Origin of the sequence: Solibacillus sp. FSL W7-1464 (genome assembly GCF_038004425.1) — a bacterium.
Classification (GTDB): Bacteria; Bacillota; Bacilli; order Bacillales_A; family Planococcaceae; genus Solibacillus.
The window spans coordinates 1,054,574-1,076,354 of sequence record NZ_JBBORC010000001.1 but is presented as its reverse complement, the minus strand read 5'-3'; the positions used below and the strand labels follow the sequence as shown (position 1 = coordinate 1,076,354).

At 40.8% G+C, this 21,781-nt stretch carries 17 protein-coding genes and 2 pseudogenes; all 19 read right to left on the bottom strand.

Going from position 1 to position 21,781, the window contains the following annotated elements; genetic code table 11:
• Positions 1–13 precede the first annotated feature (13 nt).
• Positions 14–322, bottom strand: coding sequence for a YlxQ family RNA-binding protein (locus MKZ25_RS05110; protein ID WP_340800503.1), 309 nt, complete (start codon positions 320–322; stop codon positions 14–16).
• The gene (gene rnpM / locus MKZ25_RS05105; protein ID WP_340800501.1) at positions 319–597 is read right to left on the bottom strand and encodes an RNase P modulator RnpM; all 279 of its coding nucleotides are present in this window, start codon (positions 595–597) and stop codon (positions 319–321) included. Before rnpM ends, MKZ25_RS05110 begins: the two co-directional genes overlap by 4 nt.
• A gap of 39 nt (positions 598–636) precedes the next feature.
• A complete protein-coding gene (gene nusA, locus MKZ25_RS05100) occupies positions 637–1,764 on the bottom strand; it encodes a transcription termination factor NusA (RefSeq protein WP_340800500.1) in 1,128 nt (375 codons plus the stop codon).
• A gap of 14 nt (positions 1,765–1,778) precedes the next feature.
• Positions 1,779–2,264, bottom strand: coding sequence for a ribosome maturation factor RimP (gene rimP / locus MKZ25_RS05095; protein WP_079525284.1), 486 nt, complete (start codon positions 2,262–2,264; stop codon positions 1,779–1,781).
• Between the two features lie 466 nt (positions 2,265–2,730).
• A pseudogene (locus MKZ25_RS05090) lies at positions 2,731–4,134 on the bottom strand (PolC-type DNA polymerase III); the annotation flags it as partial.
• A gap of 109 nt (positions 4,135–4,243) precedes the next feature.
• Complete coding sequence (gene ltrA / locus MKZ25_RS05085; protein ID WP_340800498.1) at positions 4,244–6,070, bottom strand: group II intron reverse transcriptase/maturase; 1,827 nt, start codon at positions 6,068–6,070, stop codon at positions 4,244–4,246.
• Between the two features lie 715 nt (positions 6,071–6,785).
• A pseudogene (locus tag MKZ25_RS05080) lies at positions 6,786–9,707 on the bottom strand (PolC-type DNA polymerase III); the annotation flags it as partial.
• Between the two features lie 169 nt (positions 9,708–9,876).
• A complete protein-coding gene (locus MKZ25_RS05075; protein ID WP_340800497.1) occupies positions 9,877–11,583 on the bottom strand; it encodes a proline--tRNA ligase in 1,707 nt (568 codons plus the stop codon).
• A 184-nt stretch (positions 11,584–11,767) separates the two neighbouring features.
• Positions 11,768–13,024: an RIP metalloprotease RseP gene (gene rseP / locus MKZ25_RS05070; protein WP_340800496.1), complete on the bottom strand. Its 1,257-nt coding sequence runs from the start codon at positions 13,022–13,024 to the stop codon at positions 11,768–11,770.
• A gap of 140 nt (positions 13,025–13,164) precedes the next feature.
• Positions 13,165–14,310 (bottom strand): 1-deoxy-D-xylulose-5-phosphate reductoisomerase, encoded by a 1,146-nt coding sequence (gene dxr / locus MKZ25_RS05065; protein ID WP_340800495.1) that lies wholly within the window; start codon positions 14,308–14,310, stop codon positions 13,165–13,167.
• Positions 14,311–14,332: 22 nt separating this feature from the next.
• Entirely contained in the window at positions 14,333–15,130 is a 798-nt protein-coding gene (locus MKZ25_RS05060; protein ID WP_340800494.1) for a phosphatidate cytidylyltransferase, read from the bottom strand.
• A complete protein-coding gene (locus MKZ25_RS05055) occupies positions 15,127–15,921 on the bottom strand; it encodes an isoprenyl transferase (protein WP_340800492.1) in 795 nt (264 codons plus the stop codon). The genes MKZ25_RS05060 and MKZ25_RS05055 overlap by 4 nt, the downstream gene beginning before the upstream one ends.
• Positions 15,922–16,460: 539 nt before the next feature.
• Positions 16,461–17,018, bottom strand: coding sequence for a ribosome recycling factor (gene frr / locus MKZ25_RS05050; protein ID WP_340800491.1), 558 nt, complete (start codon positions 17,016–17,018; stop codon positions 16,461–16,463).
• A complete protein-coding gene (gene pyrH / locus MKZ25_RS05045; RefSeq protein WP_340800490.1) occupies positions 17,018–17,743 on the bottom strand; it encodes a UMP kinase in 726 nt (241 codons plus the stop codon). Before pyrH ends, frr begins: the two co-directional genes overlap by 1 nt.
• A 317-nt stretch (positions 17,744–18,060) precedes the next feature.
• A complete protein-coding gene (tsf, locus tag MKZ25_RS05040) occupies positions 18,061–18,945 on the bottom strand; it encodes a translation elongation factor Ts (protein ID WP_340800489.1) in 885 nt (294 codons plus the stop codon).
• Between the two features lie 158 nt (positions 18,946–19,103).
• Positions 19,104–19,826, bottom strand: coding sequence for a 30S ribosomal protein S2 (rpsB, locus tag MKZ25_RS05035; protein ID WP_008403254.1), 723 nt, complete (start codon positions 19,824–19,826; stop codon positions 19,104–19,106).
• Positions 19,827–19,985: 159 nt separating this feature from the next.
• Positions 19,986–20,537 carry a hypothetical protein gene (locus MKZ25_RS05030; RefSeq protein ID WP_340800488.1) on the bottom strand — a complete coding sequence of 184 codons (552 nt, stop codon included), beginning with the start codon at positions 20,535–20,537 and terminating at the stop codon, positions 19,986–19,988.
• A gap of 11 nt (positions 20,538–20,548) precedes the next feature.
• Positions 20,549–20,860, bottom strand: a complete 312-nt coding sequence (locus MKZ25_RS05025; protein WP_340800487.1) for an RNA polymerase subunit sigma — start codon at positions 20,858–20,860, stop codon at positions 20,549–20,551.
• Between the two features lie 12 nt (positions 20,861–20,872).
• Positions 20,873–21,643: a FliA/WhiG family RNA polymerase sigma factor gene (locus tag MKZ25_RS05020; protein ID WP_340800486.1), complete on the bottom strand. Its 771-nt coding sequence runs from the start codon at positions 21,641–21,643 to the stop codon at positions 20,873–20,875.
• Positions 21,644–21,781: the final 138 nt, after the last annotated feature.

Genomic DNA, 21,781 nt, shown 5'->3' with positions numbered 1-21,781 from the left:
TGCTCACCCCCGATTAATTTTCGTTGAGTAGACTAGACATTTTTTTAGCAAATCCGCTATCTGTAATAGCAATCGCTACACGGGCTTCCTTCCCGGTAGCATGTCCAAGATCATATCGATCTCCGAAAACATAATACTCAACATTATAAAACGTACATTTATCCTGAATCTTTTTGCTCGTATTGGCCGAAGCATCCGAAGCTAAAAAGACAAGTTTCGCTTTGCCGCTGCGAATTTCCCTTACGACAAGCTCTTCTCCGGATATTGTTTTTCGTGCACGTGCCGCTAAACCTAATAGCTGCAGCAAGGCAGGGTTTGTCATAAAATCGACTCCCTGCGGATTAGCGTTAGCAGCTCCTCATACACATCATCCGGCACTTTTGCATCAAGCTGGCGATCTAAAATATTCTTTTTACGCGCCAGTTCAACAGCATCTTCCGTTTTAGAAACATATGCTCCACGACCGGATTTTTTTCCTGTTATATCAACAGTCACTTCGCCCTCTTTAGAACGAACGACGCGAATCATTGATTTTTTCGGAAGCATCTCGCCTGTTGCGACACATTTGCGTAAAGGAATTTTTTTATTAACGACCATATTGCTTACCCTCCTTGCAAAATCATTCCAAATGACGGCTTATTCTTCGTCATCACCATATAAATCAAATTGTACTTCTTCTTCATCTTCACGTGGAACGAATGTGCTCGTTTCAGAAGGATAAATTCCTAATTCGCGTGCATCTGTTTCACTCTTGATATCGATTTTCCAGCCCGTTAATTTTGCTGCTAAACGAGCGTTTTGTCCGCGCTTACCAATCGCTAGTGATAATTGATAATCCGGTACAACAACTGTTGTTGATTTTTCTTCTTCATTCACCTGAACGTCAAGGACTTTTGAAGGGCTTAGTGCGTTTGCAACGAATACAACCGGATCTTCTGACCATTCAACGATATCGATTTTCTCACCGTTTAATTCGTTTACAATTGTCTGCACACGGGCACCTTTTGCTCCAACGCATGAACCTACTGGATCTACTTCTTCATTATGTGCATATACAGAAATTTTTGAACGGTCTCCCGCTTCACGCGCGATTGATTTGATTTCAACTGTGCCATCATAAATTTCCGGAACTTCCATCTCAAACAGACGGCGCAATAATCCAGGATGTGTACGAGATACGATTACTTGTGGACCACGTGTTGTGCGCTCAACTTTTGTAATGTAAACACGGATGCGTGATGTTGGCTTATATACTTCACCTTGAATTTGTTCGTTGACAGGCAATGCCGCTTCCACTTTACCGATTGACACATAAATATTGCGTGCATCCTGGCGTTCGATTACACCTGTTACGATGTCATCTTCACGGTCTACATACTCTTCATAGATTAAACCGCGCTCCGCTTCACGAACACGTTGTGTCACAACTTGCTTAGCAGTCTGTGCCGCGATACGTCCGAAGTTACGTGGTGTTACCTCTTCTTCTACGACGTCACCAATTTCATAAGCTGCATTAATGAATTTCGCATCTTCCAATGCGATTTCCAGACGATCGTCTTCTACTTCTTCTACTACGTCTTTACGAGAATAAACAACCATTGAACCTGTCGCTAAGTTAAGATCCACACGAACGTTTTGCGCCTGGTTGAAGTTACGTTTGTACGCAGTTACTAAAGCCGCCTCAATCGCCTCAATTAATACATCTCTTGAAATACCTTTCTGCTCTTCAAGGGCAGTTAGGGCATCTAGTAATTCACTACTCATTTTTGTTTTCACTCCTAAATTTGCTTATCTGAAAAATCGATAGCAAGACGCGCTTGCGCAATTTTTTCTTTTTCAATTTGTACTGTAACTTTACGTGTTTTAATACGGAATTCGATTTCTAAAAATTCATCTGTATATGCGCGTAAATAACCATAGAATTCTTTTAAATCCTTAACTGGTTCATAAGTTTTTACATAAATATATTTGCCGATTGCTTTTTCAAAGTCCTGCTGTTTCTTTAACGGACGTTCTGCTCCTGGTGAAGAAACCTCTAAGTAATAGTTTTGCTCGATTGGATCATTTTCATCCAACTTCTCGCTTAAACGTTCACTCACTTGTGCACATTGTAAAATATCAATGCCGCCTTCAGGTGTGTCAACATAAATACGAAGGAACCAGTCGCGTCCTTCTTTCACGAACTCGATATCAACTAATTCCAAATCAAGCTCTTCCACGATCGGTGTCACTAGCTCTTCAATGATCGACGTAACTTTGCTCATCGTATCCTCCCTAACGTCTTTGTTTGTTTTAAATCTTCATAGTATTGGTTAAACAAAAGACGAGTTTTCATTGAAAAAAATGGAGACATTTACATCAATATGCAATTGCGTCCAGATTTCTTTTGAGGCCCACAGGACGTGGGTCAGCCAGTCATTGCCGTAAGATACGACGTTTTTGACGGACTTCATTTTTTTCATTTTAAAATTTGTGATATTCGCCAAAGGTTCAACTCCATTGTACAAATGATCAGAACACTTGCTCATCGGAATTAAATAGTTGTGTAAACAACAGAAAAGAGCGGGAAACCCCACTCTTTTGCTGGTGAACTATCAACAAATTATTACACTCAGCATAGCACAAAGGCTATCCTAATGCAAATTTTGCCTATTAACAGATAGAATTAACAACATTTAAGAGATTATGCATCCGTAAACACAAAATCCGCTCTTTTGGTCAATCCAAACATTAGAATAATGATAGCTGGTTGGCATCCGGCATTCCTTCCAGACATCCAAGCTCATCCATATACTCGATTAACGTTTTCGATACACGGCCGCGCTGCTGCAGATCTTCCTTCGATAAAAACTCTCCGTTTTTACGTGCTTCAACAATTTGTTTCGCTACGTTTGTACCTAGACCTGGAATCGCATCAAATGGCGGAATCAATGAGTTACCTTCAATGATGAATTCACTCGCCTGTGAACGGTATAAATCAACCTTTTTGAAGCTCATGCCGCGTTCGCACATTTCCAGTGCAAGTTCCATCACTGTCAGTAAACTTTTCTCTTTTGGCGCCGCATCGAGCCCCTTCATATTGATCTCATCGATTTTTTTGCGGATCATGACAGAACCTTGTGTCATCGCAATTAAATCAAAGTCCGACGCACGCACCGTGAAGTACGCCGCATAGTAAAGAATCGGGTGATGCACCTTGAACCAGGCAATACGTACGGCCATTAGTACATAGGCTGCCGCATGGGCCTTCGGGAACATGTATTTTATCTTTTTACAAGAATCGATATACCATTCCGGGACTTTTTTTGCACGCATTTCTGCTTCCATTTCATCTGTTAACCCTTTACCTTTACGAACGGATTCCATAATTTTGAAGGCAAATGACGGCTCCAGATCCTGATAAATTAAATAAACCATAATATCGTCACGACAGCCGATTACTTCTTTTAATACACAAGTGCCGTCTTTAATCAGTTCCTGTGCATTTCCAAGCCATACGTCTGTACCGTGTGACAGTCCTGAAATCTGAACAAGTTCACTGAATGTCGACGGTTTTGTTTCTTCAAGCATCTGGCGTACGAATTTTGTCCCGAACTCCGGAATTCCGAGCGTTCCTGTTTTCGTACCTATTTGCTTTTCCGTCACACCGAGCGATTCCGTCGAACTGAAAATTTTCATAACTATCGGATCGTCTGTCGGGATTGTTTTCGGATCGATTCCGGATAAATCCTGAAGCATACGAATGACGGTCGGATCATCGTGCCCGAGTATATCGAGCTTTAAAATATTATCGTGAATCGAGTGGAAGTCGAAATGAGTTGTTTTCCATTCTGAATCCTGGGCATCCGCAGGGAACTGTACTGGCGAGAAGTCGTAAATATCCATATAATCCGGTACTACGATAATGCCCCCAGGGTGTTGTCCTGTTGTACGTTTTACCCCTGTACATCCTTGCACAAGGCGGTCTACTTCCGCATTTCGGTAAGTGATGCCATTGTCGCTTCCGTATCCTTTTACATAACCATAGGCCGTCTTTTCAGCGACCGTACCAATCGTTCCGGCACGGAATACATAATCTTCACCGAACAGCACTTTCGTATAGTTATGCGCCTGTGGCTGATATTCGCCGGAGAAGTATGACGATAGGTAAGCCTTTGAAGTTATCACCAGCTTTTCCCCCGTCCCACACCGTGCATGAGGCTTTCACACTCACACGGCGTTCCATCGTTAGTTTTGTTGAATGTTATAGACTAAGCTTTGGATTTCCTACTTCCGTTCTTAGTCTGTTTAAGTTATTTAATGCTTTTACTTCGAACTTACTTATTATCTTTCGGTAATCTTTATTTATTAACGGGTCTGAATGATGAATGATTGTATGATATTGCTTGTTGATAATAATTAAATTATCGTACTCATCTGAGCCGCCTTGAGCTGTCGGTTTTCTGTGGTGGCATATTGCTTGATGAGGAGTTAATCGCTCACCAGTAATTCCACAGCAACCTTTTTGCGCTACATACTTACTTAGACGGTTATTCTCATACAGAACACTTTTCGATTTATATATTCCTTTACGAAACATTTCAATTTCTCTAACAGACACTTGTTTTAAATCTTTATGAATTACTTTCCTATCAATTTCATTGTAAATCGTGAATTCAGGCTTGCGCTGTCCTCGTATATCATGTCGAACCGCTTCGATAGGATAGACCAGTAATCCATTGCTTTTGAAACGTGGATAATTGTAATCCCCATAAAACTTATCAATCACTCCATTTGATTCTTTTGTCTTAGCAAAAATCTTTCTAAATAGAAGTGACTTAATATTCGGATGAACTTTATGCCTTATTTCATTAAAGTCCTGCGATATTCGGGTAGCGATTTTATAATAATTTTGCAGGCCTATAATATTTGCATTAAAATTCATCACCTTTTGTGGAGTAGGGCTTTTTCTTAGCTTTACCAATTGATGCCTAATTACACCTTGTACCTTTTCTTTTGCTTTAGGGTCCATTTTCGAATTAACGATGTATCCCGTTTTCGAATTGCCCTTTTGTACCGCTCTAAATCGAATCCCTAAAAAGTTTGTACCGTTTTTTCGCAAGTTTGTAATTTTACTTTTTTCTTCATTAATTTCTAACCCTAGTCGTTCCTTTAGCCATTTCTTAACAGCTACTTTGATCTTACAGGCGTTTTGATAAGAATTTGTGAAGATTTTAAAATCATCTGCGTATCGAACTAAATACATAGGCTTTAGTTTCGTCTTTTTAAGAGCGTCCGTTTTATTGCGTTTTAACTTGTAAGGTACTTTTGTCGGTTTCGTTTCCCACTGATTTGAAATCCACCAGTCAAACTCGTTTAAAACTACATTTGTAAGCAATGGAGATAAAATACCTCCTTGTGGGGTTCCTTTCAGTGGTATTCCTTCACCACTAATTTCAGCTTTAAGCATCTTCTTAATTATTGCTAATACTTTTTTATCCCTAATACCAATCGTCCATAATTGTCTCAATAACTTTTTATGATTCACATTGTCGAAGAAACCTTTAATGTCAATATCAACAACGTAATGTTGATGGCTATGATTCACCATATGATAGCATCTTGCGAGTGCATCATGTGTGCTTCGCTTCGGTCTAAATCCATAACTTTGTGGATTGAATTTTCCCTCTGTAATTGGTTCTAATACTTGTAAGAACATTTGCTGTATTAGTCTATCCTCAATTGTCGGGATACCAAGAGGTCGCATCTTTCCATTAGGTTTTGGTATAAACAACCTTCTAACTGCATGTGGTGAATAATTTTCCAGTCTTTTTCGAACAAGTTTGATTAGTTTATCAGCATTCATTTTGTTCAGGTGTTTAATTGTGTGTCCGTTTGTCCCTTTCGTTTTACTACCTGTATTACTCTTCAGGTTTCGAAAGGCGAGTTGAATGTTTTCTTTAGAAATAATTAATTCATAAAGGTCTGTAAAATATCGACCACTTTTGCTTTCTTCATAAAGATTATCAAAAGTTGTTTGTAACCCAAAATATTCATTGTTTCTTAATTTTTGTATCATTAAGTCAGCCAACTAATCACTCCCTATGAGCTTTCGTTCTCTTTAGTCATACTAGAATCTGACTTGTGTAGGTTTGTTTTCAACACTAACGACTTGTGCCCTTCCCTCAGAAATGTTTTTTCCTCCGACCTATTTGTTATTCAGTCATCATTGGCATTTCATCATCAGTACTACGGCACTACTGCCACTCCGTTAAAACGAGTTATAGCTAAAAGCCTTTCCTCGTACCGTCGTCATTGACATGCAACTGTCTCTTACGTTCGGAGCTTCACACGTTCCACTATTTCTATCTGTACATCTTTCCTTAGGTTCCCCCTAAATTCCGCTAGGCTTGCATGTGCCTGTAACACAAGATGGATTTTCATAACCAAACGCTTACTCATCCACACCTAGAAGTCCTACTTTGGACTCCGCAGCATTTCTACCGCGTGACATTCACGAAAAGTCAGTCGAGGGTTCGTCCCAGTGATTCTACTGATTCTAACCATAGAAAGTTTATAGACGCCAGGCCTATCATTCACAAGATTACTCTCTTTCCACAGCCGAGCTGTTTGGGTGAACTTTAGCCTACTTTAACGAGCTTCATACAAGTTTCAGTTTTGCAGTCATCTGCTTGCATGTCGTAGCTTCAGCGAGCATGTTTCAGGAAGTTACTCCTTCATTCCATACTTCGAAATAGCAGTTCTACCTTATTGGTGGCTAATCTTTTCAATTAGCAACGTGTCGCACTCAAATCGATATCAGGTACCTTATCTCCTTTGAACCCTAGGAACGTTTCGAACGGGATATCCTGGCCGTCTTTTTTAAACGGGGCACCACATTCCGGGCATTGTTTGTTCGGTAAGTCATAGCCCGATGCAACCGAACCATCCGCGATAAACTCAGAATGCTTGCAGCTTGGACAAACATAATGCGGAGGCAGCGGATTCACTTCGGTAATTTCCATAAATGTCGCGACAAGGGATGATCCTACAGAACCACGCGAACCTACTAAGTAACCGTCAGCGAGCGATTTTTTTACGAGCTTTGCGGAAATCAGGTAAATTACCCCGAATCCATGCCCTAAAATGGATTTCAGTTCCTTATCGATCCGTGCCTGTACAATTTCCGGTAAATTTTCGCCGTAAATGCTATGTGCCATTTCATATGTCAGATTCGTTACTTCATCATCCGATCCTTCAATTTTCGGTGTATATAAATCATCTTTGATCGGTTTTACATCGCCGATCATATCGGCAACTAGCTGCGTATTTGTCACAACAACTTCCTTCGCCAAATCCGGACCTAAAAAGTCGAATTCCTTCAGCATTTCATCCGTTGTACGGAAATGGACTTTCGGTAAAGGATTCCGGTTCAGCGGGTTTGCCCCACCCATTGAACCAACAAGGATTTGACGGAACTTTGCATCGGTTTCATGCAGGTAATGGACATTTCCAGTAGCTACAACCGGTAAGTTCAGCTTTTTGCCAAGCTTGACGATACGGCGGATAATGTCTTCCAATGCCCATTCATCATGCACCGTACCGCCATCCACTAATGGAGAATAGACCGGTTTCGGCATGACTTCCAAATAATCATAGAATTTTGCGATACGCTCTGCTTCTTCCTGCGTTTTATTCATCATCGTTTCAAATAGCTCACCATTCGAGCAGCCTGAGCCAACAATCAAACCTTGTCGCAGTTTCTGCAAATCGGATCGGCGAATACGCGGTACACGGTAAAATGTTTGCGTATGCGAGATAGAGATTAGCTTAAACAGATTTTTCAGTCCGGCATCATCTACCGCCAAAATCGTACAGTGACTTGGACGTGACTGTTTGTATCCTTCTTCACCGCCGACATGGTCATTCATTTCAATCAGATTTTTAATGCCTAAATCGGCTGCCTGCTTCAATAGATGCAAGAAGAGCTCACCTGTTGCTTCGGTATCATAAATGGCACGGTGATGCTGGGTTAGTTCGATATTGTATTTTTTCGTCAATGTTTTTAAGTTATGCGATTTTTGCCCTGGGTTGACAAGTCGGGAAAGCTCGACCGTATCGATCCCCGGGTGGCGAACTTCTATGCCCGCATTTTTGTAGGCAACATATAAGAAGCCTAAGTCAAACGCTGCATTATGCGCGACAACAACGCCATCGCCGATAAAATCATGGAATTCGCGGATGACATCACTCAGCTCTGGTGCATTGACGAGCATATCGTCGGTAATATGTGTCAGCTCGATAATCTTTGCTGTTAATTTACGGTGCGGGTTTGAGAAACGTTCAAATGTATCAATGACTTGACCATTTTTTATTTTAACTGCCGCCAGCTCGATAATTGTGTCATACACATTCGAAAAGCCGGTCGTCTCTACGTCAAATACGACATACGTAGCATCTTCAAGGTCCACATCAATCGGATCGTAAACAATTGGTTTTCCGTCATCCACTAAGTTTGCTTCCACGCCGTAAATGACTTTAATGCCATTTTTCTTGCCGGCAGCATACGCTTCAGGGAATGCCTGAACAACTGCATGGTCGGTTACCGCAATTGCAGGATGTCCCCATTTGGCTGCCTGTGCGACAAGTTTATCGACAGATGTCATCGCATCCATTTGACTCATCGGTGTATGCAGGTGGAGCTCAACACGCTTTTCGCCTTCCGGAGCATGGTCTTTTTTAGGTTCACGCTTGATTTCATTGATGTCTTTTACCATCATGACCAGATCGCGGGCAAATGTATCAAGCTGAATGGATCCGCGTACACGCACCCACATCCCTTTGCTCATCTGCTTCATCTTCGCGACATCCTCATCACCGTTTGAGAACATTTTGACCATTAGTGAGTCGGTGTAGTCGGAAATTTTAAACTCAAGCAATGATCGACCGCTTCGAAGTTCTTTAATATCACATGCAAAAATAAACCCTTCCAGTACAATCGAGCGTTCTTCTTCCAGTACTGTACGGATTTCGACCGGATCCGGATTTTTAATGAGTGCTCCAATCTGGAATGGTGTATCTCCATTGGAAACTGCACCCGGATTGGCCGCCTTTTCTTTTTCACGTGTCGCAAAGTCGGCCATCGCCTGTTTGGACAATCGCTCTTCCTCTTCCCTGCGCTGCTGGTAAAACGCTTCTTGCTGTGCGATAAATTCATCATTTTCCTCTACAAGCTGGAACTCCAGCGGGATATGAGGGAAACCGAATGTTTTGTACGACTCGGCAATTTTATCTGTATATTTCGCTTTTAATGACAAGTATTCGACTTCGAGCATCGATGTCACAATAAGCTTATGTCCTGTCCATTTCGGTGTTTGCTTCGATAAATTTGCACGCAGGAGCGGCGACATTTCATCCAATTGCTCAATGACTACTTGCCAATAATCCAAAATATGCTGCTCATTAACTACCGGATTATGCGACTCGATTGTCAGTAACACATTGGCTATAGGAGAAAACTTCTCGACCATCCGCATACGCAGTAACTGATACACCTGATAAGGCAATATATTTTCTATTTTAATTTTAAAGTCCCAAATACGTTTCTTTTTATGAACCGTTACACGTTCGAGTGTTCCATTTTCAAAAAAGGACATATAGACATCATCAGTCAATTCAAGCTGCTGTAACAAAAGTAGGAATTTTTGTCTTCCTTCCTGTTTTGACAATTATTTCACCCTTTCAATAACTGTTTTCATTGGGAGGCTAAGGGATTCGCCGGGCATGTCAAAATACTGACCGCCACACCGATCAAAGTCGGCCCCTCCACATCCAATGAAAAAGAAAAGAAAGTACATAAAAAATTGTACTTTCCCGTTCTCTCTATCTTAATCATTACTAGTTTTGGCGGAAATATTCGTTTAAGCGATCGACTACTTCTTCTTTCGCCCACTCTGCAGATTCGCCTGTTGAACGGAATTTCACTTCCACAAGTCCTTCTGAAGCTTTTTTACCTACTGTAATACGAACAGGTAATCCGATTAAATCTGCATCCGCAAATTTTACGCCGGCACGTTCTGGACGGTCATCATATAACACTTCGTAGCGGTATGATTTCAGTACACCATAAAGCTCGTCCGCTAATTGAACTTGTGCTTCGTCTTTTGCATTGACCGGTACTAGCTGCAAGTCATATGGCGCTAATTGTGTAGGCCATACAAATCCGTTCTCATCCTGGAAATGTTCCGCAACTGCAGCAAGTATACGAGAAACCCCGATACCATAGCATCCCATAATATAAGGTTGTGCTTTCCCTTGCTCATCAAGGAATGTTGCATTTAGTTTTTCTGAATAGGTTGTACCTAATTTGAAAATATGTCCAACTTCGATGCCTTCTGCAAACTTGATGATACCTTGGCCGTCCGGAGATGGGTCACCTTGTTGGATGAAACGGATGTCTTCATAAGAGCTGATCGCGAAGTCGCGCTCCGGATTGACGTTCAATAAGTGGAATCCATCCTCGTTTGCACCTGCAACGCCGTTACGGACCGATTTGATTGCGTTATCCGCAATCACTTTCACATTCACCGGCAATTTCACAGGACCGATTGAACCTGGAGTACAGCCTAATAATTCTTTAATAGCTGCGTCCTCTGCCAACTCAACAGATGTAGCACCTAATGCATTTTTCAGTTTAATATCGTTAATTTCGTGGTCACCGCGCGCTAAAACAACAACCAGCTCACCATCAATATCAAAAACTAGTGATTTGATCACATTTGAAGGTTCCACATTTAAAAATGCCGATACTTCTTCGATTGTTTTTTGATCTGGTGTTTCAATCTTTTCAATGTCTTTCATCGGTGTTGTCGGTGCTGTATATTCTACAACAACCTCTGCCATCTCGATGTTTGCCGCATAATCCGATGTATCCGAATAAGCGATTGTATCTTCACCAATTTCAGAAAGCACCATGAATTCGTGTGTACCTTTACCGCCAATTGTACCTGCATCCGCAATTACGGCACGGAAGTTCAGGCCAAGACGCGTGAAGATATTTGAATATGCCTGGTACATATCATCATAAGTCGCATCAAGTGATTCACGTGATGAGTGGAAAGAATAAGCATCTTTCATAATGAATTCACGACCGCGCAGTAAGCCGAAGCGTGGACGTTTTTCATCACGGAATTTACTTTGAATCTGGTAAAGTGTTAATGGTAATTTTTTATATGATTTGATTTCATCACGCACTAAAGTAGTAATGACCTCTTCATGTGTAGCACCTAAAGCAAAGTCACGGTCATGACGGTCTTTTAAACGCATAAGTTCTGGACCGTATGCTTCCCAGCGACCTGATTCCTGCCAAAGTTCTGCTGGTTGCAATGCAGGCATCAATAGCTCGATTGAATTGATTGCTTCCATTTCTTCACGGATGATTTGTTCGATTTTGAATAATACTTTGCGCGCTAATGGTAAGTATGAATATACTCCGGCTGCATTTTGACGGATAAATCCGGCACGCAGTAGCATGCGATGCGATTTCACGTCTGCATCGGATGGATTTTCCCTTAAAGTAGGGATAAACGTTTTGGTCTGTTTCATAAATAGTGCCACCTTTTTTATTTAAATTGCTGCTCTTTATAATACTAATCAAATTTAGCTTTGAACGCTAGTATTATTCATACAAAACGCTCAAAGCTGCCATTTTAAAACGTATTTTGTTTAAAAGAGATTCTGCATCTGACATGGGGTTGATTTCCATCCAGTTAAATCATCTTAATAAATTTTAAAAGAAGAATCGCTGGATATCGTTCCATGTTACGACGACCATTAGGATCATCAGGAGGAGGATTCCGACGAAATGAACCATACCTTCTTTTTGTCGGTCGATCGGTTTTCCCCTTACTGCTTCCACAGCGAAGAAAAGTAAACGGCCACCATCAAGTGCCGGTAGTGGTAACAAGTTCATAATCCCCAAGTTGACGCTCAGCATCGCCGCAAAGTATAGAATATTATATAAACCGAAAGTGACGACCGTTTCCGTTGTTTTATAAATTCCTACCGGGCCTGATAATGCATCAATCGAGAATTGGCCTGTAATCAGTTTGCCGACAAGTGTCCCGATTGTAATAATCATGTTATATGTTTCTTCCACACCGTAAACTACGGCTTGCAGCGGATTTTTTTCAATGGAACGCATAACGCCGATCTGTCCGTAGTCTGGACCGCCTTCCTGTTCCACAGCTTTTGGTGTCAGTTCAATTATTTCATTGCCCGTTGCACGTTCCACTTCGAATGTTACGGCTTTGTTTGGATTGTCGAAAATTTGTTCGGATAGTTCCTCCCAAGTTGAAATCGACTGCCCGTTCACCTTGACGACTTTATCGCCATCGACCAATCCGGCACTGCTTGCAACAGAATTGTCCACAACTTCGGCAATGACCGGTTCATCGGAAGGAATCCCCTGAATGAGCCCGATAATCAAGAAGATGAAAAACGCTAAAATAAAGTTGAACAATGGACCCGCGAAAATTGCCATTGCACGAGCACCAACAGATTTTGAATTAAATTGGCGATCAAGCGGTGCAATCATCTGCTCCGTACCATTTTCAACGACGCTTGCTGTCCGCGATACATTGTAGCGAATGAACTGGTCATCCTCATCATAACCTTCAATCCAAAGTTCACGTTCCAGATCTGCACGCTCTACTTCTAAAAAGATGACGTTCTGGTAATGTGTTTTTTGGTTGAGTATGATTTTTTCTACGATATTTTCTTCGTTCGTTATTAAAGCTACGCGGTAACCGGGCTGCAGTTCTACCGTATCGGTATCTTCGCCGGCCATTCTTACATAACCGCCAATCGGCAATAGTCGTAGCGTATAGACTGTTTCTCCTTTCGTCATCCCAAAAATCTTCGGTCCCATACCAATCGCAAATTCACGCACCATAATGCCTGCTTTCTTTGCAAATAAGAAGTGACCTAGCTCATGGAAAAAAACGAGTGAGCCAAAAATTAAAATAAAGGCTATAACTGTTTGCATAATCTCCCACCTTCATTGGAACTGAGCCGAATAGTATTTCGCTCAATCTTTTCTAGCAATTAAGCTCTTTGAAAAAAGGCATGCTTGTACAAAAGGGGATGTCCACCTTTTCGTTCTTCACATCCGTTTTTCACACTTTCCTATTTTACCATGGTTGCGACTGTTTTTCTCGTCTCACTGTCTACATGCAAAATAGTTGCTAAATCTGGCAAAGCGATATTGTTATGACTATTCATAATACGCTCAATACATTCTTCAATTTCTAAAAAAGTAATTTTTTCCTGTAAAAACAATGCAACTGCAGCTTCGTTTGCCGCGTTCATCGCCGTTAAGATTGTTCCGCCCATACGTCCTGCATCATAAGCAAGCTTTAGTGCGCGGAAACGGTCAAAATCCACTTCCTTAAAATGAAGCTGTCCAATTTGGGCCAAATTTAAACGTTGGCCATTTGCAAGCGGTAAACGATCCGGGTAGCTAAGCGCATACTGAATCGGCACACGCATGTCCGGTGTTCCGAGCTGCGCGATGACACTTGTATCCTCATATTCCACCATCGAGTGAATGATGCTTTCACGGTGCAGCAGCACATCGATGTTGTCATATGGCATATCAAACAGTACATGTGCCTCAATAACTTCAAGCCCTTTGTTCATCATTGTTGCTGAATCAATCGTAATTTTGGCTCCCATTGACCAGTTCGGGTGATTCAATGCATCTTTTACTGTTACACCTGCCAGCTCATCCCTTGTTCGATCGCGGAATGAACCACCGGATGCCGTTAAAACAATGCGCTCGATACGCTTTTTATTTTCACCGTTCATCGATTGGAAAACAGCTGAATGTTCACTGTCTACCGGTAAGATCGGGGCATTGTATTTTTTCGCTTCAGCCATTACAAGATGTCCCGCTGTTACAAGTGTTTCTTTATTGGCAATCGCAATCGTTTTCCCCATACGGATTGCAGCAAGTGTCGATTCCAGTCCAACACTGCCTAATACCGCATTGACAAGCACTGTCGAATCCGGATGTGTCGCCACTTCGACCAATCCTTTTTCTCCATATGTAAAGGAAACATGCGGGAATTCTTTTTGTAAAGTGCCTGCCGCTTCCTCTGTTTGCATTGAAACTAATTCTGGTTGCAGTTTTTTAATGATTTCACGGGACTTTTCAATATTTTGCCCAGCTGAAAATGCAACAAGCTTAAATTCATTCGGATTGGCAAGTAGAATATCAAAAGTTTGCCATCCGATGGAACCTGTTGCCCCTAATAAACTAATTTTTTTCACAATGATACGTCCTTTCTATGTCCTAGGAAAAGAAATGTAAAAAGTGCAGTAATGGTACAACAAATAGTAAACTGTCAAAACGGTCCAATATGCCGCCGTGTCCTGGCAGGATATTGCCTGAATCTTTCACATCATAATGACGTTTAATAGCCGATTCAACCAAATCACCCATTTGTCCGATGATCGAAGCAATAATTGTCACAACGATTAATTGCAGCCAGCTTGAAGCAAAAGGATAGATCAGCTGCATAGCAATTGCGAAAATAACTGCAATCACGATCCCGCCAACAAAACCTTCCACTGTCTTCTTCGGTGATATCTCCGGCCATAATTTGTTCTTTCCTAATTTACGGCCAACAAAATAGGCACCGGAATCTGTTGTCCATACGACTAATAACACAAACACGACAAATTCCAATCCGATAAAACGTGTTTCGATAAAATAGTGGAAACCAAGTCCGACATAAAATGCCCCTAGCAATATAAAACCAATTTCATCAAACGTCATTTTATTTTTTACCAGTACAATATAAATCAACAATAATGCCGCGATTCCATATACAATCATTAAAATCGAATCATATTGGAAAAACTCTACAACATTAAGTGACCATTCATTTGGTACAACCAACACTAATAATGCAAGTGTACCAATAATACCTGGAACAGATGCAATTGAAATTCCTTTCATTTTCAACAATTCATAGAAACCGATCACTGCGATGATACTCATTAAAACCGCAAACGGCGCTCCTCCATAAATTACGAATGGAATAAATAATGCTGCAGCAATTACTCCGGTAATGATGCGTTGTTTCAATTTGTTCCTTCTCCTTTCAGCCCTCCATAACGGCGGTTACGGTTTTGATACACAGAGATCGCCTCTTTTAAACATGCTTCGTCAAAATCAGGCCAATGCGTATCAGTAAACCAAAACTCCGTATAGGCAAGCTGCCATAGCATAAAGTTACTTATGCGCACTTCACCACTCGTGCGAATCAGTAAATCAGGTTCAGGTAAATGAGCCGTCATTACATACTGGGAAATATGTTGTTCATTTAATTCATCAATTGTAATCTTTCCCGCTTCTACCTCTTTCAGAAGCTGTTGCATCGCCATTACAATTTCAGCACGCCCACCGTAATTCATCGCAAAATTTAGGACCAAACCGGTATTCCCTGCAGTTGCTTCCATCGCCTTTTTCAAAGCAGATTGTGTATATTCCGGCAATGAATCCATCACACCGATCATTTCTACTTTAATATTCCGCTCCATCAGCTCCGGTAAAAAGGAATTTAAAAATTGCTCCGGTAAACGCATTAAAAATTCCACTTCTGATTTAGGACGCTTCCAGTTTTCTGTTGAAAACGCATAGAGCGTCAATACTTCCACTCCTAAATCACAAGCGCAACGTGTTATTTTTCGAACGGTTTTCATTCCTTCATGATGTCCTGCAACCCGTGGCATCGAACGCTTTTTTGCCCAACGTCCATTTCCGTCCATAATAATTGCAATATGGGTAGGGATATCCTCTCCCTTAACTAAGTCCACATTTTCACTACCGAATGATTGTTCTTTATTTGTATTTTTCCCAAAAAGTTTTTTAAACATAGTTAATACCCCCAACTGCACAAATCGGACTGCTTTCCTTTTTATCATATCAAAAAAGGGATAGCCTGTCCTTTTTATCTAATGAAGTTCTTTAGTATCCTGAAAAATAATTGTTCTTCTTTTAACTTTAATATGTATTTTTTCCACAATTTATACTTTTAATTAGGGGGAATGGGTTCATGTGCATGTTCTTTTTGCTCCAGCTATATTTCCCTAACAAATTTATATTTTATCTATATATTGTAAAAAAACGTCCTTATTAGCAGGACGTTTTAATCCATGTAAAGTTCATACTTCGCCAGAAAAAGATTTCGCGCTAATGTAATCCACCAGCGCGAAACAAAATTATTAAAAATTAGATATTACCTTATTAACATTCGGGTTGATTTCCATTGCGTGTCGGAGGCCAACACGATGTTGGTCACAAAAGCGTTGCCACAGGACGTGGCGTTTTTAGCATTTGTTCCTTTTACTATCACTCAGCACTCCTGCCGCAAAACCATTCCAATCAACCAGTTTCCAATAAAATACTCTTAAAATTAAACTGTTAAAATTTCTTTTTCTTTTTCTTTCACTAACTCCTCGATTTTAACGATCGAGTTGTCTGTTAGTTTTTGAATGTCATCATTGAAGCCGCGTAGTTCGTCTTCTGTGATTTCACCGTTCTTTTCCAGTTTTTTCAGGTCATCGTTTGCATCGCGGCGCACGTTGCGGACAGCAACTTTCGCTTCTTCCGCTTCTTTTTTCACCTGTTTCACTAATTCTTTACGGCGCTCTTCAGTTAATGCCGGCACTGCTAAACGAATAACATTACCGTCGTTTGTCGGAGTGATTCCGATGTCAGAACGCATAATCGCTTTTTCGATTTCGCCCAAGATTGATTTATCATAAGGCTGGATTACTAAAAGGCGTGCTTCCGGTACAGAAATACCTGCCATTTGGTTGATTGGTGTCGGTGTCCCGTAGTAATCCACTGTAATACGGTCCAATAGTGAAGCATTTGCTACACCTGCACGAATTGAAGCTAATTCACGTGAGAAAGCATTAATAGATTTCGTCATTTTTTCTTGTGCTTGATTTAATACTTGTTGTGTCATTACGCATCTCTCCTAACAACTGTTCCAATTTTTTCGCCTAATGCGGCACGTTTAATATTACCTGGTTCTGATAAGTTGAAAACGACAAGCTTAATATCATTATCCATACATAATGTCGAAGCTGTAGAATCCATTACTTGTAAACCTTGTTGAATAACGTCTAAATACGTAAGTGTGTCATACTTAACTGCTTCAGGATCTAATTTTGGATCTGCCGAATAAACCCCATCAACATTGTTTTTCGCCATTAAAATTGCATCTGCATTAATTTCTGCGGCACGTAAAGCGGCTGTCGTATCTGTCGAGAAGTATGGGTTACCTGTTCCCGCAGCAAAGATTACGACACGTGCTTTCTCTAAATGACGAACTGCTTTACGTCGAATATATGGCTCTGCCACTTGTGTCATAACGATCGATGATTGAACACGTGTAGGAACACCCAAATTTTCCAGTGAGTCTTGTAATGCCAGCGCATTCATCACTGTCCCTAACATACCCATATAATCTGCATTGGCACGTTCCATTCCCATTTCAGCGCCGATTTTTCCGCGCCAAATGTTGCCTCCGCCGACAACTAATGCGACTTCTACACCTAAGTCGATAACGTCTTTAATTTCTGCAGCGATCGATTTAATAACATCCGGTGAGAAACCGAAGCCTAATTCTCCAGCTAATGCTTCCCCGCTAAGTTTAATTACTACTCGTTTGTACTCTGACACACCCATAGTAGACCTCCGTTACTCATTTATTTAATTAGAAATAAGGCTCAAAAACAAAATAAGTACCTGCCCGCACATTCCGCTACAGGCGGACGCTTTCCGCAGGCGTGGGCCAATCCACCTCGTCGCTTTGCTCCTTCGGCGTATCGGCCGTCACGCTTATCCCGCTGGAGTCGCCGCCTTTCGTTCCATGTGCTTTTTATACATCAAGCACCTCTATTGTTCAAGACCTGAAATATATAGATTTCTTTAAAAATAGGGAACACGCAAATGGTGCTCCCTACTCTTTGCTTAAATTAATGCTAATTTAAGTTGTAATTTAATTAGTTACCTTTAACTTGGTTCATTACTTCTTCAGCGAAGTTATCTTCACGCTTTTCGATACCTTCACCAACTGCATAACGAGTGAAACCTGTTACAGTAGCATTTAATGAGTTTACGAAGTCGCGTACTTTTTGATCTGAGTTTTTAACGAAAGCTTGGTCTAATAAACATACGTCTTCGAAATATTTACCAAGACGGCCTTCTACCATTTTCGCTACGATGTTTTCTGGTTTACCTTCGTTTAACGCTTGCTCAGTTAATACTTTGCGCTCACGTTCAACTTCGTCAGCAGAAACTTCGTCACGAGAAACGTAAGTTGGGTTGATTGCAGCGATATGCATCGCGATATCTTTTGCAGCAGCAGCGTCAGTAGAACCTGCAAGAACTACTAATACACCAATGCGTCCGCCCATGTGTAAGTAAGAACCGAATGCATCTGCATCAGTTTTTGTTTTGATTTCGAAACGACGTAATGAAATTTTTTCACCGATTGTAGCTGTAGCTGTAGAGATTTGATCAGCGATTTTCACGCCGTCTTTTTCTAATTCTAAAGCAGCTTCAACTGATTCCGGTTTAGCAGCTAATAATTGCTCTGCTAAAGAAGAAACTAAAAATTGGAACTTGTCGTTTTTTGCAACGAAGTCTGTTTCAGCATTTACTTCTAAAAGAATCGCTTCATTACCATTTTCTAAAATGTAAGTTGTACCTTCAGCAGCGATACGGTCAGCTTTTTTGCCAGCAGCAGCTAAACCTTTTTCACGTAGGAAATCGATTGCAGCATCGATGTCACCTTCTGTAGATACTAATGCTTTTTTACAGTCCATCATACCTGCGCCTGTTTTTTCGCGTAATTCTTTTACTAATTGTGCAGTAATGTTTGCCATATTGAGTTTCCTCCTAAATATAATGAAAAATTTATTCACACTATTTCATACTTTAAGCGATAAACCGCGATTTTTCAACGATTCATACATCTTCCAATTCATTTCTCAAAAAAAGGTGATAAGGGGTTCATCCACTTATCACCTTTTCTAACAGTGAATTACTCAGCTGTAGCTTCTTCTACTGCAGGAGCTTCTTCTTCACCTTGTTTAGCTTCTAATAAAGCGTCAGCCATTTTAGCAGTTAATAATTTAACCGCGCGGATAGCATCGTCGTTTGCAGGGATTACGTAATCAATTTCATCTGGATCACAGTTAGTGTCTACGATACCAACTAGAGGGATGTTTAATTTGATTGCTTCTGCAACTGCGATACGCTCTTTACGAGGGTCTACAACGAACATTACGTCCGGAATAGCTTTCATATCACGGATACCGCCTAAGAATTTAACTAAGCGCTCGTGCTCTTTTTTAAGTTGGATTACTTCTTTTTTAGGAAGTACAGCAAAAGTACCGTCTTCTTCCATTTTTTCGATATCTTTCATACGTTTTACACGTTTTTGAATAGTACCGAAGTTTGTTAACGTACCACCTAACCAACGTTGGTTGATGTAGTAGTTGCCTGAACGTTCAGCTTCTTCTTTGATCGCTTCTTGTGCTTGTTTTTTCGTACCTACGAATAAAACTTTACCACCGTCTTGACCAACTTGACGCATGAAATCGTATGCTTCTTCTAATTTTTTAACCGTTTTTTGTAAATCGATAATGTAAATACCGTTACGCTCTACGAAGATATATTTCTTCATTTTTGGGTTCCAACGGCGAGTTTGGTGACCGAAATGTACACCAGCTTCTAGTAATTGTTTCATTGAAATTACTGACATGAGTGTTTCCTCCTAATATGTTTGGTTTTTTTCCTCCGTATTTTTCATCTGCAACAAGCTACCCGTAGACTTACGAGCACCACTTACTACATCAAAATACGTGTGTATTGTTAACACCGCTTGTAACTATATCATACTGGTCTTTCAAGTGCAACTACTTTACGCGTGAAACTTTACGAGAAGTTCAATTTCCGTTTTTCCGCGTCCCATCATTTTTGCAATTTCTTCTATCGTTTTCCCGTTGCGATATTGATTGATTACTTGCTGCTCGAACGTCAGGGTTTGCTCTTGGAGTTCCTTGTCTCCAGAAAGCGATTCCGCTTTTACTAAAGCTTCTTCGGTTTCTCCCTCAACTTGCTGCTGTATTTTTTGCTTTTGATAGGCACTTGCAGCTTGCTTTACCGGTACGAATTTGCGCGGTTCTATTTCCTGATCGTTTACCGGCTGTTCTTTTACTATCTCCGCCTGTTCCTCTTTACGGGATGGGGCGGCCTTTTGGGCAACATTCGGTTTTTTCAACTCGCTGATTAACCGGTCATTTTCTTCTTTCATTTCCATTAAATATACGCTAACCGCATTGTCCATTTCATTCATCAGTTCATTTTGGCGCTTTTCTAAATTCTTAAACTTTGAAAGCTTACTATATAAAAGAACAATGACAAAAATCGTAATCATTTGGATAAGAAATAAGGTAATTATTACTGCGATCATGATGACTGCTCCTAGCCGCTAAAATCAAAAAGATTCCCTTTAAACGGATGCTGCACTTTTTGTTCCAGCTGTTCCTTATTTTTCTTGTTTCCCTGCATTTGCTCATCCTCGTTTTCGGAAGGCTTTTCTTGTTCCTCATCATTGACTGTGTTCAGATGCTCTGTTTCATTGACGGATAATTGTTTGCGTTCCAGTTCTTTGTTTAATGCGTCATTTGCATGCATTTGCTGCAGGATTGTATTTTGTTGACGCTGGTCCGCCATTTTCCCTGCATCAAATGTTTTCGGAATCGCAATCTGCAATTCCAGGCCCTTTAAACTCATAACGCCGCCTCCTTACGTATTAATCATTTCCGAAGACAATAATTTACGTAATTTAAACAATGCTTTTGAGTGGATTTGCGAAATTCTTGATGTGGACAGGTCCAGTATTTCACCGATTTCGGTTAATGTTAATTCTTCCGAGTAAAATAAACTGATGACAAGCTGTTCTTTTTCATTCAGCTTTTTAATGTTCTCAGCCAAATCGCCCAATAGCTCTACATGTACAGTTTGCTGCTCGGGTGTTTTCGTATTGTCATCACGGATAACAAAGGACTTACCTTCCGATTCTTCCTGATCCAGCTGCTCATTGATGGATAGTACATTCGAGAAAAAGTGTTCCTGAAAAGTCTGGTAAACTTCTTCGACAGGCAATTTCATATGTGCTGCGACTTCTTCGGGTGACGCATGGCGCATCAGTTTCTGCTCAAGTGATTCAATTTGCGCTTCTAGCTTTTTTGCTTTTTCTCGTGCCGATCTCGGGAGCCAGTCCTCTTTACGTAAACCATCCAAAATAGCGCCACGTACCCGGAATGAGGCATACGTATCAAATTTCAAATCCCGGTTTATATCAAATTTATTTAACGCATCAAACAGCCCCATCATCCCCAGGCTCACTAGATCATCCCGGGAAATGTTCTTTGGAAGCCCGACAGCTATACGCTGTACATGATACGATACGAGTGGTTTAAACTTTTTTATTAATAAATCGCCTGCTTCGGGATCACGGTTCTTTGTCCAACGAACCCATAATGATTGTTCGTCTCTATGCCTTTGTTCTGTCAAACATGCCCACCCCTTTTTTTTGAAAAATAAAATCATTTGTGTTTATTATACCAAAATGCCTTTTAATATACATTTAATCCAGTAATTCGACACAGTATTTCCTTATATTCCGCTAAATAAAAAAGAGTCGGAAATACG

Coding starts and splice junctions, on each gene's coding strand:
- MKZ25_RS05110 (WP_340800503.1), bottom strand. CDS start 322: ATGACAAACCCTGCCTTGCTGCAGCTATTAGGTTTAGCGGCACGTGCA.
- rnpM (WP_340800501.1), bottom strand. CDS start 597: ATGGTCGTTAATAAAAAAATTCCTTTACGCAAATGTGTCGCAACAGGC.
- nusA (WP_340800500.1), bottom strand. CDS start 1,764: ATGAGTAGTGAATTACTAGATGCCCTAACTGCCCTTGAAGAGCAGAAA.
- rimP (WP_079525284.1), bottom strand. CDS start 2,264: ATGAGCAAAGTTACGTCGATCATTGAAGAGCTAGTGACACCGATCGTG.
- MKZ25_RS05075 (WP_340800497.1), bottom strand. CDS start 11,583: ATGAAACAGACCAAAACGTTTATCCCTACTTTAAGGGAAAATCCATCC.
- rseP (WP_340800496.1), bottom strand. CDS start 13,024: ATGCAAACAGTTATAGCCTTTATTTTAATTTTTGGCTCACTCGTTTTT.
- MKZ25_RS05055 (WP_340800492.1), bottom strand. CDS start 15,921: ATGTTTAAAAAACTTTTTGGGAAAAATACAAATAAAGAACAATCATTC.
- frr (WP_340800491.1), bottom strand. CDS start 17,018: ATGACACAACAAGTATTAAATCAAGCACAAGAAAAAATGACGAAATCT.
- pyrH (WP_340800490.1), bottom strand. CDS start 17,743: ATGGGTGTGTCAGAGTACAAACGAGTAGTAATTAAACTTAGCGGGGAA.
- tsf (WP_340800489.1), bottom strand. CDS start 18,945: ATGGCAAACATTACTGCACAATTAGTAAAAGAATTACGCGAAAAAACA.
- rpsB (WP_008403254.1), bottom strand. CDS start 19,826: ATGTCAGTAATTTCAATGAAACAATTACTAGAAGCTGGTGTACATTTC.
- MKZ25_RS05030 (WP_340800488.1), bottom strand. CDS start 20,537: ATGATCGCAGTAATAATTACCTTATTTCTTATCCAAATGATTACGATT.
- MKZ25_RS05025 (WP_340800487.1), bottom strand. CDS start 20,860: ATGAGTTTAAAGGGCCTGGAATTGCAGATTGCGATTCCGAAAACATTT.